The 16437-nt window shown below is 66.4% G+C and carries 19 protein-coding genes; 11 read left to right on the top strand and 8 right to left on the bottom strand.

The features are described from left to right. Positions 1-172: 172 nt before the first annotated feature. The 6 genes from ACNFJ7_RS10300 to ACNFJ7_RS10275 form a co-directional block, all read right to left on the bottom strand. Positions 173-2362, bottom strand: a complete 2190-nt coding sequence (locus tag ACNFJ7_RS10300; RefSeq protein WP_019368172.1) for a sodium-translocating pyrophosphatase — start codon at positions 2360-2362, stop codon at positions 173-175. A 265-nt stretch (positions 2363-2627) separates the two neighbouring features. Continuing rightward, positions 2628-3113 carry a DUF1440 domain-containing protein gene (locus tag ACNFJ7_RS10295; RefSeq protein ID WP_019368173.1) on the bottom strand — a complete coding sequence of 162 codons (486 nt, stop codon included), beginning with the start codon at positions 3111-3113 and terminating at the stop codon, positions 2628-2630. Between the two features lie 70 nt (positions 3114-3183). Beyond that, the gene (locus tag ACNFJ7_RS10290; protein ID WP_019368174.1) at positions 3184-4092 is read right to left on the bottom strand and encodes a TraB/GumN family protein; all 909 of its coding nucleotides are present in this window, start codon (positions 4090-4092) and stop codon (positions 3184-3186) included. Positions 4093-4172: 80 nt separating this feature from the next. Then, complete coding sequence (gene fghA / locus ACNFJ7_RS10285; protein ID WP_019368175.1) at positions 4173-5009, bottom strand: S-formylglutathione hydrolase; 837 nt, start codon at positions 5007-5009, stop codon at positions 4173-4175. Continuing rightward, a complete protein-coding gene (locus ACNFJ7_RS10280) occupies positions 5009-5392 on the bottom strand; it encodes a VOC family protein (protein WP_026008889.1) in 384 nt (127 codons plus the stop codon). Before ACNFJ7_RS10280 ends, fghA begins: the two co-directional genes overlap by 1 nt. A 20-nt stretch (positions 5393-5412) precedes the next feature. Then, positions 5413-6525, bottom strand: a complete 1113-nt coding sequence (locus tag ACNFJ7_RS10275; protein ID WP_019368177.1) for an S-(hydroxymethyl)glutathione dehydrogenase/class III alcohol dehydrogenase — start codon at positions 6523-6525, stop codon at positions 5413-5415. 172 nt (positions 6526-6697) lie between these two features. On the opposite strand from ACNFJ7_RS10275, the gene ACNFJ7_RS10270 reads away from it, so the two are divergent. The 8 genes from ACNFJ7_RS10270 to ACNFJ7_RS10235 all read left to right on the top strand — a co-directional run bounded on the left by ACNFJ7_RS10270 (position 6698) and on the right by ACNFJ7_RS10235 (position 13092). Beyond that, a complete protein-coding gene (locus ACNFJ7_RS10270) occupies positions 6698-7159 on the top strand; it encodes a membrane protein (RefSeq protein WP_026008890.1) in 462 nt (153 codons plus the stop codon). Then, positions 7156-8532: an FAD-containing oxidoreductase gene (locus tag ACNFJ7_RS10265; RefSeq protein ID WP_019368179.1), complete on the top strand. Its 1377-nt coding sequence runs from the start codon at positions 7156-7158 to the stop codon at positions 8530-8532. The genes ACNFJ7_RS10270 and ACNFJ7_RS10265 overlap by 4 nt, the downstream gene beginning before the upstream one ends. Before the next feature lie 13 nt (positions 8533-8545). Further along, on the top strand, positions 8546-9196 hold the full coding sequence (locus ACNFJ7_RS10260; RefSeq protein ID WP_019368180.1) for a sulfite oxidase-like oxidoreductase: 651 nt from the start codon (positions 8546-8548) through the stop codon (positions 9194-9196). 145 nt (positions 9197-9341) lie between these two features. Further along, positions 9342-9707 carry a response regulator gene (locus tag ACNFJ7_RS10255; RefSeq protein ID WP_037512931.1) on the top strand — a complete coding sequence of 122 codons (366 nt, stop codon included), beginning with the start codon at positions 9342-9344 and terminating at the stop codon, positions 9705-9707. After that, entirely contained in the window at positions 9704-11476 is a 1773-nt protein-coding gene (locus ACNFJ7_RS10250) for a PAS domain-containing sensor histidine kinase (protein ID WP_019368182.1), read from the top strand. Before ACNFJ7_RS10255 ends, ACNFJ7_RS10250 begins: the two co-directional genes overlap by 4 nt. Next, positions 11473-12090, top strand: a complete 618-nt coding sequence (locus ACNFJ7_RS10245) for a response regulator transcription factor (protein WP_019368183.1) — start codon at positions 11473-11475, stop codon at positions 12088-12090. Before ACNFJ7_RS10250 ends, ACNFJ7_RS10245 begins: the two co-directional genes overlap by 4 nt. Positions 12091-12182: 92 nt before the next feature. Further along, complete coding sequence (locus ACNFJ7_RS10240) at positions 12183-12407, top strand: hypothetical protein (protein ID WP_152997750.1); 225 nt, start codon at positions 12183-12185, stop codon at positions 12405-12407. A gap of 64 nt (positions 12408-12471) precedes the next feature. Beyond that, positions 12472-13092: a hypothetical protein gene (locus ACNFJ7_RS10235; protein ID WP_026008891.1), complete on the top strand. Its 621-nt coding sequence runs from the start codon at positions 12472-12474 to the stop codon at positions 13090-13092. Here ACNFJ7_RS10235 and ACNFJ7_RS10230 read toward each other — a convergent pair. After that, positions 12986-13399, bottom strand: a complete 414-nt coding sequence (locus ACNFJ7_RS10230) for an EVE domain-containing protein (protein WP_019368185.1) — start codon at positions 13397-13399, stop codon at positions 12986-12988. The genes ACNFJ7_RS10235 and ACNFJ7_RS10230 overlap by 107 nt on opposite strands. Before the next feature lie 125 nt (positions 13400-13524). Here ACNFJ7_RS10230 and ACNFJ7_RS10225 point away from each other — a divergent pair, with 125 nt between their 5' ends. The 3 genes from ACNFJ7_RS10225 (at position 13525) to ACNFJ7_RS10215 (ending at position 15895) form a co-directional block, all read left to right on the top strand. After that, positions 13525-13887: a hypothetical protein gene (locus tag ACNFJ7_RS10225; protein WP_019368186.1), complete on the top strand. Its 363-nt coding sequence runs from the start codon at positions 13525-13527 to the stop codon at positions 13885-13887. Positions 13888-13955: 68 nt separating this feature from the next. After that, on the top strand, positions 13956-15596 hold the full coding sequence (locus ACNFJ7_RS10220) for an FAD-dependent oxidoreductase (protein WP_019368187.1): 1641 nt from the start codon (positions 13956-13958) through the stop codon (positions 15594-15596). Positions 15597-15613: 17 nt separating this feature from the next. Beyond that, positions 15614-15895 carry a DUF3297 family protein gene (locus tag ACNFJ7_RS10215; protein ID WP_019368188.1) on the top strand — a complete coding sequence of 94 codons (282 nt, stop codon included), beginning with the start codon at positions 15614-15616 and terminating at the stop codon, positions 15893-15895. 73 nt (positions 15896-15968) lie between these two features. Here ACNFJ7_RS10215 and ACNFJ7_RS10210 read toward each other — a convergent pair whose 3' ends face one another. Then, positions 15969-16394, bottom strand: coding sequence for a hypothetical protein (locus ACNFJ7_RS10210; RefSeq protein ID WP_152997751.1), 426 nt, complete (start codon positions 16392-16394; stop codon positions 15969-15971). Positions 16395-16437: the final 43 nt, after the last annotated feature.

Here is a 16437-nt window from a genome sequence, read left to right as displayed (position 1 = left end):
TCGTGTGGGATGTGGGGAGATGGGCGCGGGAAGGCAAGGTAGGCACAAATCTCCCCGCCTGCGGGAGGGGAAGGGGATGGTGCGACGTGGAGGTTCTTGTCGCGACGGTGTCGCCCGCGAACCTTACACATCCTCCCCTAGCCCCTCCCGCAAGCGGGAGGGGGATTTCAGGTCAGTGCGTGCCGCCGCCGGCCAGCGCTGCGAGCAGCAAAAGCGCGACGATGTTGGTGATCTTGATCATCGGGTTCACCGCCGGGCCGGCGGTGTCCTTGTAGGGGTCGCCCACCGTGTCACCGGTCACCGCGGCCTTATGGGCATCGCTGCCCTTGCCGCCATAGTTGCCGTCTTCAATGTACTTTTTCGCATTGTCCCAGGCACCGCCGCCGCTGGTCATCGAGATGGCGACGAAAAGCCCGGAGACGATCACGCCGAGCAGCATCGCGCCCACCGTGGCGAAGCCCTGTTCCTTGCCCGCCACCGCGGCGATCAGGAAATAGACGAGGATCGGGCTCAGCACCGGCAGCAGCGAGGGCACGATCATCTCTCGGATCGCAGCCTTGGTGACGATGTCGACCGTGCGGGCGTAATTGGGCCGGCTGGTGCCCGCCATGATGCCCGGATTGTCGCGGAACTGCGCGCGGACATCCTCCACCACCGATCCGGCGGCGCGGCCGACCGCGGTCATGCCGAACGCGCCGAACAGATAGGGGAGCAGCGCGCCGAGCAGCAGCCCGACAATAATGTAGGGGTTGGAGAGCGAGAAGTTGACCGGCCCGGTCAGCCCCAGCGCGTCGCGATAATGGTCGAGGTCGGTGGTGTAGGCGCCGAACAGCACCAGCGCGGCGAGGGCCGCCGAGCCGATCGCATAGCCCTTGGTTACCGCCTTGGTGGTGTTGCCCACCGCGTCGAGCGCGTCGGTCTTGTGGCGGACCTCGTCTTCCAGCCCGGCCATCTCGGCGATGCCGCCGGCATTGTCGGTCACCGGGCCATAGGCGTCGAGCGCGACCACCATGCCGGCCAGCGCCAGCAGCGAGGTTGCCGCGAAGGCTACGCCGAGGATACCCGCGATCTGATAGGTCGCGATCACCGCGACGACGATCACCAGCGTCGGCAACGCGGTCGATTCGAGGCTGATCGCGAGGCCCTGGATCACGTTGGTACCGTGCCCGGTCACCGAGGCCTTGGCGATCGACCTGACGGGACGGAAATTGGTGCCGGTGTAATATTCGGTGATCCACACCAGCAGGCCGGTGACCGCCAGCCCGATCATCATGCACCAGAACAGCCCCATGCCGGTGACCGTCGGCATCGCCGCGGCGGCGGCCACCGCGTCGGCCGAAAGCGCGCCGTTGTCGAGCAGCGCGGCGGGCTCGCCCAGTGTGCTGATCGCGGCCTGCATGTCGCCGCCGAGCACATAATAGGTGGCGCCGTAGATCGCCGGCACCGACAGGATCACAGTGGTCCAGAAACCCTTGTAGAGAGCGCCCATAATCGACTGGTTGGAGCCCAGGCGCACCATATAGGTGCCGAGGATCGAGGTGATGATGCACACGCCGCCCACCAGCAGCGGCAGCGCCATCAGCCGGGTGAGCAGCACCGTATCGACGCCGCGCATCAACAGCGCGATCGTCACCATGGTGAGGCCGAGCGTAACGACATAGGTTTCGAACAAATCGGCGGCCATGCCCGCGCAGTCCCCGACATTGTCGCCGACATTGTCTGCAATCACGGCGGGGTTGCGAGGGTCATCCTCCGGAATCCCGGCTTCCACCTTGCCGACCAGATCGGCGCCGACATCGGCCGCCTTGGTAAAGATGCCGCCGCCCAGCCGGGCGAAGATCGAGATCAGCGAGGCGCCGAAGGCGAGCGTGGAAAGGGTAAGCACGACGAGACGATCGTTTGGAGCGTGCTGCGCAACATCCACCAAATACCAGAACAGCGCAGCGATCGAGAGCAGGCCGAGACCCGCCACAAGCATGCCGGTGATCGCGCCAGAGCGGAAGGCAAGGGTGAGTCCACCCTGCAGGCTGCCCCGCGCCGCCTCCGCCGTGCGGACGTTGGCGCGCACCGAGATGTTCATCCCGACGAAGCCGGCCACGCCGGACAGGATCGCGCCGATCAGAAAGCCGACGGTAGGGATTGGGCCGAGCGTGAAGAACAGCACGATGGCAACGACCACGCCGACCACGGCGATGGTTTGATATTGCCGGCCGAGATAGGCTTTGGCGCCTTCCTGGATCGCGGCAGCGATATCCTGCATCTTGGCATTGCCGGCGGGCGCGCGCAGCACCTGCTGGCTGGTGATGAAACCATAAGCTACGGCAACCAGGCCGCACACGATAGCGAAATAGACGATCGTCATGGAGTGTTATCCTCCCCTGCTATTGCGGGTCGCGGCGCGCGCCGGATCTGCCCGGTCTCGTCCGCAACCGCCGAGGGTATAGCAAGTGGGGGTTCGTGCAAGGCGATTAGGGTGGAACGAGCGGGGAGAATGTTTTCCCATTTCATCGTCTTCCCTGCCGAGGCGGGCATTCCTGTGCCTGCGCGTTTGCGGCGAGTGCCGATCTGGCAACCCTGATGGCTCCCGCCTCCGCGGAAATTTCTCTCGGAAGGCGGGGGAGGTAGGTTTAGCGGGTGCCGGCGATGATCCGGCGCACGCCTTCCAGCACCCAGCCATAGACGAGGTGGGATGCGGCACCATAGGCATGGATCGAAGCGGGAGTCTCGGTGGGGCCGCTGCCAAGGCCGAGCGCCGGCACGGCGCCTTCGTCGAGCAGCGCGGAGGTGACGACGCCATAAGCGCTGCCGAAACCCGAACTCGCCTGCGGGCGATATTCGGTGATCAGCCCATAAATGCCGCCCAGCACGCCGCCGACGAGATAATGCACCGCCTGACCGGACGCCTGCCGATAGGATTCCGGCACCTTTTCGCCGGTGGTCGCCTCGACGACAGCGTCAGCCGCCTTCACCGTCGCGGGATCCTCGTCGCTCTGGTCTTCTTTGGGCAGCAGCTTGCCGGCCTGGGCCTGGAAGGCCGCCATCGCGGCAGAGGCGACCAGGCCTGCGGTGACGCCCGCGAGAAGGCCGATCAGGGGACGGGGATTGGATGCCATGCGGTCTGCTCCGTGTGAAGATGCGGCGGGGCGCCGCATCGTTGTTGCAAAACGCGCCCCACCGGGATCGTCAGTAGCGGATACGCTCCGCTCTCACTTTATCCTTCGCCAGGAACGCCTGAACACTGTCGGCACCAGCAAGATGGCCGGCGCCCACCGCCAAGAACACCGTTCCGGGCTTTTGGAGCCGTGCCGTGATCCATTTCGCCCAGCGGGCATTGCGCTCGGTGAGCAGGATCCTTGCCAGTTCGGGGATGTCGCGCATGCCTTCGTTGATGGTCACGCCCAGCGCATCCGGGTCGCCGGAACCCCATTGATCGACCATCTTGCCCAGCTCTTCGCCGAGCTTCGGATAATCATCGACGACCGAGGCAAGGAAGGCGATCTGCAGGTCGTTCGGCATGGCGGCGAAATAGCCGAGTTGCTGCTCGGCGGTTTCCAGACCGGTGACCGGCTTGTTTGCGACCTTGGCGGCATTGGCGAGGATCTTCTCCGCACCGCTGGCAGGATCATAGCCTAGCCTCGGGAGACCTGTGACACTGAGCGTGATGCCCGCCAGCCAGGGCTGCAGCACGTCGAACGCGTTCGGCGGGATGCCGAGATCGGCCATGGCATTCACATAGCCCGCACGCTTGCCTTCCGGCAGTTGTTCGGCGATCGGCTTGGCACCGGCCGGCGCCATGGCAAGCTTGGCCACCAGCCCCTGCATGGTGGCGGGATCGGGTTCCACCAGTTCCAGCACCACGTCGTCGCTCTTGTCGAAGGCGGTCTTCACCGCCGAATCGAACCAGCTGAGGCCGGGCTTCAGCACATGAATCGTGCCGAAGAGATAGATGGTCGTATCGGCATCCTGGACCACCCACAGGGCCGGATCGGCCGGGCGGCTCTGAACTGCCGGAGCCGGAGCCGCGGGCGCCGCCTGCCCCCAGGCAAGCGGGCTGAACAGCAGCGCCAGCGGAGCGGCGGCGACGGCGAACATCGATCTGAATTTCACGCCCGAAAACTCCCCCCGAGTGGTGACGGCGCGGCCGGAAGCCGCGCCTCTCTTCTATCCGTCTATCACGCCCTGAGCCGCGCGGCATGCCAGGCGACATGCTCGGCAAGGAAGGTCGAGACGAAATAATAGCTATGGTCATAGCCCGGCTGCCGCCTCAGCGTCAGCGGAATGCCGGCGGCGGCGCAGGCGTCGGCCAGCAGCTCCGGGCGGAGCTGTTCGGCAAGGAAATTGTCTGCCTCGCCCTGGTCGACCAGCAGTTCGGGCAGGCGTGCGCCGTCTTCGATGAGCGCCACGGCATCGTGTGCGCGCCAAGCCGCGGCATCGTCACCGAGATAGCCGCCCAGCGCCTTGTGGCCCCACGGCACTTGCCCCGGCGCTACGATCGGCGCGAAGGCGGAGACGCTGCGGAAGCGCTCCGGGTTGCGCAGGGCAATAGTGAGTGCGCCGTGCCCGCCCATCGAATGGCCCGTGATGCCTTGGCGGCTCAGGTCGGCCATCGGGAACTGGGCGGCGATCAGCGCGGGCAGTTCCTGTTCGATATAGCTGCGCATCCGGAAGTGCGGCGCCCAGGGCGCCTGGGTCGCATCGACATAGAAACCGGCGCCCTGGCCGAAATCATAGTCCGGCACATCCGGCACACCATCGCCGCGGGGAGACGTATCCGGCGCTACGAAGATCACCCCCGCCTCGGCGCAGGCGCGACGATATTCGCCCTTTTCGGTGACGTTTGCATGGGTGCAGGTAAGGCCCGAAAGATACAGGAGCACGGGCAATGCCGCGCCCTCGGCATGCGGCGGCACATAGACGGAGAAGGTCATCGGGGTTCCGGTGGCGCCGGAATCGTGGCGATACACGCCCTGCACGCCACCACAGGCCCGATTGGTCGACAGCGTTTCCATCACGCCGCCGGACGATGCAGCGCGCAAATCTTGTTGCCGGCTGGATCGCGCAGATAAGCGAGGTAGAGCTTGCCGAACGTGCCCTCGCGCCAGCCCGGCGGGCTCTCGACCGGCGTGCCGCCATGCGCCGCGCCGGCCTTGTGCCAGGCGTCTGCCGCTTCGGTGGTCGCCGCCTTGAAGCCTAGCGTGCCTCCATTGGCGCAGCAGGCGGGCTCGCCGTTCAGCGGCTTGGTGAGCATGAACAGCCCGCCTTCGTGCATATAGAGCACGCGGCCCTTCGGATCCATCCGCCCGGGGGCAATCCCGAGCGCGCCGAGCGCCGCGTCGTAGAAAGCTTTGGACGCTTCGATATCGTTGGCGCCGAGCATCACGTGACTGAACATCGCTTCCTCTCCTTTTTCGCTCAGTAGACGACGACGCTGCGGATGCTCTCGCCCGCATGCATCAGGTCGAACCCCTTGTTGATCTCTTCCAGCGTCAACACATGGGTGATCATCGGGTCGATGGCGATCTTGCCGTTCATGTACCAGTCGACGATCTTCGGCACATCGGTCCGGCCCTTGGCGCCGCCGAACGCGGTGCCCTTCCAGACGCGGCCGGTGACCAGCTGGAACGGGCGGGTGCTGATCTCCTTGCCCGCCTCGGCCACGCCGATGATGATCGATTCGCCCCAGCCGCGATGGCAGCATTCGAGCGCGGTGCGCATCACCTCGGTATTGCCGGTCGCATCGAAGCTATAGTCGGCGCCGCCGTCGGTCAGCTCGACCACCTTGGCGACGATCGCCTCGCGCGACATGCCCTTGGTGTTGAGAAAGTGAGTCATGCCGAACTTGCGGCCCCATGCCTCACGGTCCGGATTGACGTCGATGCCGATGATCTGGCCCGCGCCCGCGAGGCGCGCACCCTGGATGACGTTGAGGCCGATGCCGCCCAGGCCGAACACCACGACGGTCTCGCCCACCTGCACCTTGGCGGTGTTGACCACCGCGCCGACGCCGGTGGTGACGCCGCAGCCGATATAGCAGCTGGTCTGGAACGGCGCGTCCTCGCGGATCTTCGCCACCGCGATCTCGGGCAGCACGGTGAAGTTCGAGAAGGTCGAGCAGCCCATGTAATGGAAGATCGGCTGCCCCTTGTAGCTGAACCGCGTGGTGCCGTCCGGCATCAGGCCCTTGCCCTGGGTGGCGCGGATCGCGGTGCACAGATTGGTCTTGCCCGACAGGCAAGACTTACACTGGCGGCATTCGGGCGTGTAGAGCGGGATGACATGGTCGCCGGGCTGCACGCTGGTGACGCCGGCGCCCACCTCGCGGACGATGCCGGCGCCTTCATGGCCGAGCACCGAGGGGAACAGGCCTTCCGAATCGAGGCCGTCCAGCGTGTAGGCATCGGTATGACACAGGCCGGTGGCCATGATCTCGACCAGCACTTCGCCCGCTTTCGGCCCTTCCAGGTCGAGTTCGACGATTTCCAGCGGCTTTTTCGCTTCAAAGGCGACGGCGGCGCGCGTCTTCATGAGGCCGGTTCTCCTATGGGCTCGGTTGGGGCAGCCTGATCATCCAATCGGTGGCGCGTTGCAACCCGTAGCGGTTCGTTTCGTTGGCGGCAGACACACCGTATTGTATCCATGTTCAGTCGGGCGGATGCTGGAAGGCGTTCGCTCCCGCGCGCAGATGGGAGACCTGCCGATGCCGCCCCTGATCCTCGCGCTATTGTTCGGCGGTGTCGCCGGGCTGCGCACGATGACCGCGCCGACCGCCATTGCTTTCGCTGCCGCCGCGGGCTGGTTGCCGCTGCAGGGCAGCTGGCTCGCCTGGCTCGGCTGGTGGGGAACGCCGTGGATCTTCCTGGTCCTGGCGATCGGCGAGTTCATCGCCGACAAGCGCCCGAGCACGCCCAGCCGCAAGTCGCCGCCAGGCTTTATCGCGCGGCTGGTTTCGGGTGCGCTGTGCGGCGCGGCGATCGGGCTGGCGGCGGGATCGCTGCCGCTGTGCCTGGCGGTGGGCGTGGTGGGTGCCGGCATTGGGACGATCGGGGGCTATGCGGCGCGCATGGGTCTGTGCCGAGCCTTCGGTGCCGATCTGCCCGCCGCACTGATCGAGGATCTGGCGGCGATCGCCGTCGCCGCGTTTCTGGCGGCATCGTTGTGACCCGGCGGTTCGACGCCATCATCCTGGGCGCGGGTCAAGCAGGGACGCCGCTTGCGGGGCGGCTGAGCGAAGCGGGCATGACGGTAGCGCTGGTGGAGCGGCGACTGCTGGGCGGCACGTGCGTGAACACGGGGTGCAAGCCCACCAAGACTTGGGTCGCGAGCGCCTATGCCGCGCATATGGCCCGCCGCGCGGCGGACTTCGGCGTGACGATCAACGGCGAGATCGGCATCGACTTTGCCAAGGTGCGGGCGCGGGCAGACCAGATCGCTGCGGATTCGCGCGCCTCGCTGCGACGCTGGATCGACACCATGGCGAACTGCACGTTGTTCTTCGGTCACGCGCGCTTTGAATCGCCGCAGCGGGTGCGCGTGGGCGACGATCTGCTGGAAGCCGAACGCATCTTCCTGAACGTGGGCGGGCGTGCGTTGGTGCCGGACATGCCCGGCGTGGCGGACGTCCCGTTCCTCACCAACAGCACGATCCTGAAGCTGGATGCGGTGCCGCGCCATCTGGTCGTGGTGGGCGGCAGCTATATCGGGTTGGAGTTCGGCCAGATGTTTCGCCGCTTCGGCGCCGAGGTGACGATCGTCGAGAAGGGGCCGAAGCTGATTGGCCGGGAAGACCCCGAGATCTCCGATGCAGTGCGCGACATCCTGGAGCGCGAGGGGATCGTGGTGCGCACCGAAGCCGAATGCATCCGCTTCGAGCGCGCAGGCGAGGAGGTGCGGATAGGCGTCGATTGTCAGGAGGGCAGCCCCGACGTGTTGGGCAGTCATGTGTTGCTGGCCGTCGGTCGGCAACCGAATACCGACGATCTTGGGCTGGCGGCGGCGGGCGTGGAGACCGACGAGCGAGGATATGTGAAGGTCGACGACCGGCTGTCCACCAGCGTGCCTGGCGTCTGGGCGCTTGGCGATTGCAATGGGCGCGGCGCGTTCACCCATACCGCCTATAACGATTTCGAGATTGTCGCCGACAACCTGCTGGACGGCGCCGATCGCAAGGTAACCGATCGCATCCCTGCCTATGCGCTCTACATTGATCCCCCGCTCGGCCGCGTCGGCATGGGCGAGGTGGAAGCGAAGAAGGCAGGACATGCGATCCAGGTTGGCCATCGGCCGATGACGCGCGTCGGCCGCGCGGTGGAGAAGGACGAGACGCTGGGCTTCATGAAACTGGTGACCGATGCCGATACCGGCCGCATCCTGGGTGGTGCAATCCTCGGCACCAGCGGCGACGAGGCGATCCACGGGGTGCTCGACCTGATGGTTAAGGACGGCACGGCCAGCGACCTTGCCCATGCAGTCCATATTCATCCGACCGTATCCGAATTGTTGCCCACCATCGCCGGTGAACGGAAACCGGCCTGACGCGAGAAGGCCCATGGACGAGGACGATGACAGCAAGCTTACCCGGTCCAAGCGCGCCTGGGCCGAACAGGGCAAGTTCCTCACCGGCCGTACCGCGCGGCCGGAGGCGGAACGGCTGCCGCCGGGACAGCATCTGGTGAAGAACTGGCCGGTACTCGATCTCGGCCGCCAGCCCGATGTGCGGCCGGAGCGCTGGCGGCTGGTGATCGACGGGATGGTCGCCCGTCCGCTGACGCTCGACTGGCCAGCGTTCGAGGCACTGGCCACCGACGAGCGGGTGAGCGACATTCACTGCGTGACCAGCTGGTCGCGCTACGACAATCGCTGGACGGGCGTGGCGACGGGGCGTCTGCTAGCAATGGTCGAGCCGCGGGAGGAAGCGGCGGCGGTGATGCTGCACGGCTATGACGGCTATACCACGAACCTGCTGCTCGACGATTTCGCCGCGCCCGACGCGCTGATCGCGCATCGTTGGGAGGGCAAGCCGCTCCACCGCGACCATGGCGGCCCGGCCCGGTTGGTGGTGCCGCATCTCTATTTCTGGAAAAGCGCGAAGTGGATCTCGCGCATCGAGGTTGTCGGGCGCGACCGACCGGGCTTCTGGGAAGTGAATGGCTATCACCTACGTGGGGACCCCTGGGCCGAGGAGCGCTATGCGCGCTGAACCTTCCTAAATACGTACCAATCCGCATGCCGCCCGGAGCCGCCGATCCATATTTTGGCTCCATGCGTTTCCGTGTCCTTCCTCCCCCTTTTTCCGCGTCGCCTGCCGCGCGCGTCTGTGCGTGGCCGTGAAGGAGGGCGCACCCATGCCGAGTCGTGCCCCCCGCGAACGTGTGTTGCTGGTCGATTCGCAGGATGAGTCGCGCCGCGCGCTGCAGTTGCAGCTGCAGGGCTGCGGCATGGATGTCCGCGCCTTTTCTTCGGCTGCAGCGGCGATGGCGGAGGCGACGCTCGAGCAGATTCGCACACTGCTGATAGCCCGCCAATTGTCAGACGGCGACGCCATCGATCTGCTGCGGCGCCTGATCGAGCGCGGCTGGAAAGGGCGGGCGATCCTGATCGCCGGGCAGAGCCATGCCGAGCTGGACGAAGCGGCGCGTGCCGCCGGCTTTGCCGGGGTGGTGAAAAAGCCGGTCGGGCGGCTCGAACTGCTCGGCGCGTTGGCGCGATGAACTTCCCGCTGCCGCAGTTCGACGCAACGGTGGGCCCGACGCTGGTGGACCGGCTGAAGCTGCGCCTGCCCGAAGCGCTGGCGATGCTGTTGCTGCTCGTCTCCGGCCTGGCGCTGACGCCGCTCGTCTCGAAGGGCGAGCGCCATGTACTGGTAGGCGTACTGCTCGCCTGGGCAGCGGCGATCCTGTTGCTGGCATCGTACAGCCGGGCGCTGCGTCGCCGCCTCCGCGCAGAAGAAGCCGACGCCCGCCGCCGGGCCGATCGCGCCGACGAACTGGCGGCCGAGTTGAACCTGCTGATCGATGGGGCAGTGGGCTATGCCATCTACACCGTCGATGGCCTCGGACGGGTATCGTTCTGGAACGAAGGCGCGCTGCGGATGACCGGCTGGCGCGAGGAAGAGGTGCTGGGGCGCGACATGGCGCAGTTCTATCCGGCCTCCGCCATAGCCGCCGGCAAGCCGCGCGCCGATCTGGATGCGGCGATGCGCGACGGAAAGTTCGAGGACGAGGACTGGCGGCTGCGCCGGGACGGCAGCGAATTTCTGGCGCAGGTGCTGATCACGCCGCTGCGAGGGCTGGACGGGCGGCTGCGTGGCTTCGGCACGGTAGTGCGCGACATCACCGAACAGCGCGCCAGCGAGCGCCAGGCGACGGCGTCGGCAAACCATCTCCGTTCGATACTGGCGACGGTGCTCGACGCGATGGTGATCATTGACGAGCGCGGCAACATTCTATCCTTCAGCGCTGCCGCCGAGCGAATGTTCGGTTACAGCGAAGCGGAGGTGGTCGGCGCCAATATCAGCCTGTTAATGCCCCACGGCGATGGCGCACGACATGACGGCTATATCCGCCGCTACATGGAAACAGGCGAGCGGCGGATCATCGGTACCGGCCGCACCGTTACCGCCCGCCGCAGCAACGGATCGACCTTTCCCATCGAGCTGTCAGTGGGCGAGGCGATCACCGAGGGTGAGCGCGTCTTCACCGGATTCATCCGCGACCTGACCGACAAGCAGCGCGCCGAGGCGCGGATCGAGGAACTGCGATCGGGCCTGATCCATGCAGCGCGGGTGAGCGCTATGGGTACCATGGCTTCCACCCTCGCGCACGAGCTGAACCAGCCGATCACGGCGGTTGTGCATTATGTACGTGGCGTATCCAACCTGATCGACGGCGGCGATCCGGAAGATCTGCCGATGATCCGCGAGGCCCTGGAAGATACCACTCAGGAAGCCCTGAGGGCCGGCACGATCGTGCGGCGGCTGCGCGAGTTCGTCGCGCGCGGCGAGGTGGAAAAAAGCGTAGAGGCGGTGCCGGACCTGGTGGACGAGGCGTGCAAGCTGGCGCTGATCGGCGCGCGCGAACGCGGCGTGATCGCCGAGTTCCTGTTCGATCCGGGGGCAGGGCGCGTATTGGTGGATCGCATCCAGATACAGCAAGTGCTGATCAACCTGATGCGCAACGCGATCGAAGCCATGGCCGACTCGGCCGAGCGGCGACTGACCATTTCCAGCCGCGTGGAGTCGCCCGGCTTCGTGCGGGTGACGGTGGCGGATACCGGACCCGGCGTGGCGCCTGCCGTGGCCGACGATCTGTTCCGGGCCTTTCACAGTACCAAGGCCGACGGCATGGGGCTGGGCCTCTCGATCTGCCGAACGATCGTGGAGGCCAATGGCGGCCGCATCTGGCTGGAGCCGCGCACCGGGGGCGGCAGCTGCTTCCACTTCACCCTGGTCCAAGTAGAAGAAGAAGGGTACGCGCCGTGACCGAGAAACGACTGGTCCATATCGTCGACGATGAGGACGGCGTGCGCCGTTCCGCCAGCTTCATGCTCAAGACCTCCGGCTTTGCAGTTCAGACCTGGCCTTCGGGCGTGGCCTTCCTGAAGGAAGCGCGACAGGTGGAGCCCGGCTGCATCCTGCTCGACGTGCGAATGCCCGAAATGGACGGGCTGGAGGTGCAGCAGGAACTGCATGCGCGGGGAATCGCGCTGCCGGTCATCGTGCTGACCGGGCACGGCGACGTATCGCTCGCGGTGAAGGCGATGAAGGCGGGGGCGGTCGACTTTCTGGAAAAGCCGATCGACAGCAAATCGCTGATCGACGCGATCAACCGTGGCTTCGAACGGCTGGAGGCGGCGGAGGATGTGAAGGCGCGCGCCGCCGATGCCGAAACGCTGCTCGGCGCGCTGACCGTGCGCGAGCGCGAAGTGCTGGAGGGGCTGGCCCAGGGCTATCCCAACAAGACGATCGCCTATGACCTCGGCATTTCGGCGCGCACGGTGGAGGTGCACCGCGCGAATGTGATGGCCAAGCTGGGCGCGAAGAGCCTGTCCGAGGCGCTGCGCATCGCGTTCGCCGCCGGCATGGGTACGGGCTGAACCATAGGTAAGGCGATGCGGGCACGGCGCTTTTCTGCTATGCTCGAGAGACTCGGGAAACGGGCGCATCAACACGACAGGGAGCGGTGACGATGACGATTCCATACGGACCGATGAATCCTTCCGATGCCGGCGCGATCCGGGCGACCGAAGACGTGGTGAGCGCTTGGTCCTCGGGCTTCTTCACTGCCTGGTGCGAGGCCGTGATGACGCCGTGGAATCTGGTGCCGCCGCCGCATGGGCGTGAAGCCGGTTGCGGCGCGCTGCTGCCGATCCCCGATGTGCTGGAGGAAGAGGAGCGCGCGCTCTTCGCCTGAGCGGGCCCTTTCGTGCCGGTGCCGAACATGCTCTAACGGTGCAGTTTCCTCGCGGGAGAAGCGCATGTTGCTGGTGGCGCTGGTACTGACGATCCTATTGCCACAGGAGGGCGCGCCCACTGCGGCTGCGACCGTCAACAGCCCGCAACGGGCGGCGGATGGCACGCAGCGCTGGTCGGTGCTGGCCGATCCCTGCGCGTCTGCCCAGGACGGCACCAGCAGCAATAGCATCGTGGTGTGCGGCAAGGGGGTGAACGCGCCCCGGCTGCCGTTGCCGGACGAGCGCGGCCCGCCGGACCGGCCGATGCCGAGCAACCCGGAGAGAACCGGCATCGCTGCGCTCAACGCCACCGTCGAGCCCTGCGCCGCCCGCATGGAGGGCTGTACCGTCGGCGTCGACCTGTTCGGCGGCACGACAGCGGCCGTGCGACTGGTCGGCAAGCTGTTCGATCCCGACAGCTGCTGCGAAGAGCCGGGCGAATCGCGAAATTTCTTCAAGCTGGTCGGCGATGCCGGCAAGGGGATCGGCCGGGCCTTCCGCAAGAAGCCGGACAAGTCGAACCGCGTGCCGATCGACCTCAGCGATCCGGCGTCAGACCGCCCATCTCCAGCAGCACTGCCCACTCCTCCGGGCGAACCGGAGTCACCGACAGGCGCGACTGGCGGACCATCTCGAGGGCTGTAAGCCGCGGCTCGGCCTTGATGTCGGGCAGCGGCACGGGCGTGGCGAGCGGGCGCACGGCCTTGACCGCTACGCTGGCCCATTTGCCGTCGTCGCCGTCCGGCTGCCAGGCGCGGGTGATCTCCATGATCCCCACCGCGGCCTTCTGAATGTTGGAGTGGTAGAACAGCGCCTGGTCGCCGGGCACCATCGTCTTCAGGAAGTTGCGGGCGGTATAGTTGCGCACGCCGTTCCATTCGGTGGTGCCGTCGCGCACCAGGTCGTCCCACGAATAGGCATCGGGTTCGGAGCGGAGGATCCAGTAGGCCATGCCGCTCGTTAGCCAGCTAAACCGCGGCTGAACAGCCGGTTCCAAACCGATTAAGCTGCGGTGGAGCATCTACGATCCGTCGGCGCCGAACGACTCACGGCGCCTGGAGGTGAGGAGAAGATTCGATGAGCCCTCTGGCGAAGAAGCTGGTTCTCGGCGTTGCCACCGGTGCCAGCCTGCTGGTTTCGATCGCGCCGGCCCAGGCGCAGGATTGGCGCTGGCGGCGCCATTATCGTGATCGCGGCGGCGATGTCGCCGGTGCCGCGCTGGTGGCCGGAATTGCAGGCCTGGCGATCGGCGCCGCGATCTCCAACGACCGCCGCTACGATTATGATCGGCGCTTCTACCGCGAACGCGGTTATTATCCGGTCGACGGCTATTGGTATCGCGACAATTATCCGCGGTACCGCTATTACGAATATTGCAGCGTACGGCGGGTATGGGACCCTTACATCGGCCGTCCCGTCAGAATCCGCTATTGCGACTGAGGCACCGGACGCGCACGATCCCCCGAATAGGTGGTTCGTGCGCGCCTATGGCGCGGTAGGATTGCGCCATGGCAGCTCATGATTCGCTCGACCCGACCGATCCCTACGCGCGATCCGCCCAGACCTTCCCGATTCTGAGCGCGGAGATGATGGCGCGGATCGCTGCATTCGGCCGCGCCGAGACACTGGACGACGGCGCGATGCTGTTCCGTCGCGGCGACCGCAGCGTCGACTTCTTCCTGTGCCTCGCCGGTGGAATTGCGATCGTCGACACCGATGCCGAGGGCCGCGAGCACCCCGTACACACGCATGGCGCTGGCCAGTTCACCGGCGAGCTGGACTTGTTCAACGATCGCAAGGTGCTGGTGAGCGGCCGCGCACTGGCGAACACACAGGTGGTGCGGGTGGACCGCGCCGCTTTTCGCCGGATGATGGCAGCCGAACCGGACATCGGCGAGATCGTGATGCGCGCCTTCATACTGCGCCGCGTGGGAATGCTACGTCACGGCGAGGCGGGCGTGGCGCTGGCCGGGCCGGGGCACGGGGCGGACATGGGGCGGATAGAGACCTTTCTCACTCGCAACGCCATCCCGCACCGGCGCATCGACACCGATCGCGACCCCGACGCAGCAGGTTTCCTCGAATGCTTCGCGCTCGTACAGGATGATCTGCCGGTAGTCGTGCTGCAGGGCCAGGTGCTGCGCAATCCGGCCAACGCCGCGCTGGCTGACGCCTTGGGGCTCGCGACCGCGCTCGATCCCGCACATGTGCACGACGTGGCAGTGGTAGGCGCGGGCCCCGCCGGACTGGCGGCGGCGGTCTATGCCGCTTCCGAGGGACTCGAGACGATCGTCATCGAAGCGATCGCGCCCGGCGGACAAGCGGGCACCAGTTCGAAGATAGAGAATTATCTGGGCTTTCCCACAGGTATTTCCGGCCAAGCGCTGGCCGGGCGCGCCCAGGTGCAGGCGCAGAAGTTCGGGGCGCGGCTACTCGTCTCGCGATCGGTGGTGCGGATCGAATGCGAGGAGCGGCCGCTGCGCCTCCACCTTGACGATGGCGCGACGGTGCAGGCGCGCGCGGTGGTGGTGGCGACGGGCGCCCGCTATCGCAAGCTGAACCTGCCGCGCTACGCCGCACTGGAAGGCAATGGCATCTATTATGCTGCCACCGCGATGGAAGCCGGCCTGTGCGCCGGATCGGAAGTGGTGGTGGTCGGCGGCGGCAATTCGGCCGGCCAGGCCGCGGTGTTCCTGGCGAGCCATGTCGAGCATGTCCATATTCTGGTGCGCGGCCCCGGCCTTGCCGCGACCATGTCGCGCTACCTGATCGATCGCATTGAGGCGTCAGATCGCATCACGCTGCACCCCTTCACCGAAGTCACCGCGCTGGAGGGCGAGCGATCTCTGAGGGGCCTGGAATGGACAGACCGCCGCACGGGCGAGGCCGAGCGGCGCGCTGTGGGAGCGCTGTTCGTGATGATCGGCGCGGAGCCCAATACCGGCTGGCTGGAAGGCTGTGTCGATCTCGACCCCGGCGGCTTCGTGCGCACAGGGAGCGGGGAGACCTTCTTCTGTTCGTCGAGCCCTGGCGTGTTCGCTGTGGGCGATGTACGCGCCGGATCGGTGAAGCGCGTCGCCTCAGGCGTGGGCGAGGGATCGGTGGTCGTCTCCGCCATCCACCGCTATCTTGAACCCGCGGCGGAATGACGGCATGAGCGCAGCCCATGAGTGATACGCCCCCCGATCGCCTGTCGGTCAATCCGAACAGCCCCCATTTCGCCCGCGAGCTGCTGGAGCGCGGCGTCGGCATCAAGTTCAAGGGCGTCGAGCGCCGCGACGTCGAGGAATATTGCATTTCCGAAGGCTGGGTGCGCGTGGCGCTCGGCAAGAAGATGGATCGGAAGGGCAATCCGCTCACCGTCAAGCTGAGCGGGCCAGTGGAAGCTTGGTTCCAGAGCGGTGGCGATGCGGCTGCCGCCACCGACGCGGATAGCTCCGAGGGCTAAGGACCGGGCGGTGCGTTGATGGGCGCATCGCCTCGCTGTCCGGCGGGGAACCTAAATCTTCCCCGTTCGAGCCTTACGACCGATGCGTGTCCTTCGCCGCGCGGGACAGCTTGACCATCGCCTCGCCGACAGTCGCGCGGATCGCAATGGGGGTCAGGCTCACTGTCTGCCTTTCCTTGATGCAGGCGGCGAACGCGGGTTTCAGCCGTTCGATCGCAGCGTTTTCCTCGGCACTGGCAGGCCGGGAAAGCAAGAGGGCATGCGCTTCGGCGCTGCCGTTGCGGGCGACACAATCGCCGAACAGGCGGCCGGCGACGAACGCGGACGGCAGTTCGGCTACCTCGCCATCAAACTCGCCGGAAAGGCGGAGCGGCGGCAGCGCCTTGAGACCTGCGACCGGTCCTGCCTTGCCGAATTCGCGGCGATAGAGCGACGGGAACAGTGCGTCGCGAAAGCTGTCAGGCCTGAGCCGCATCTCGAACGAGCTGTGCGTTCGCATGGCAGCGCGGTTGAGGCACGCGAGGTCCGCCGCCTTCATGCTA

Origin of the sequence: Sphingomonas sp. HT-1 (genome assembly GCF_048568905.1) — a bacterium.
GTDB lineage: Bacteria > Pseudomonadota > Alphaproteobacteria > Sphingomonadales > Sphingomonadaceae > Sphingomonas.
This window is presented reverse-complemented; position numbering and strand designations above follow the sequence as displayed.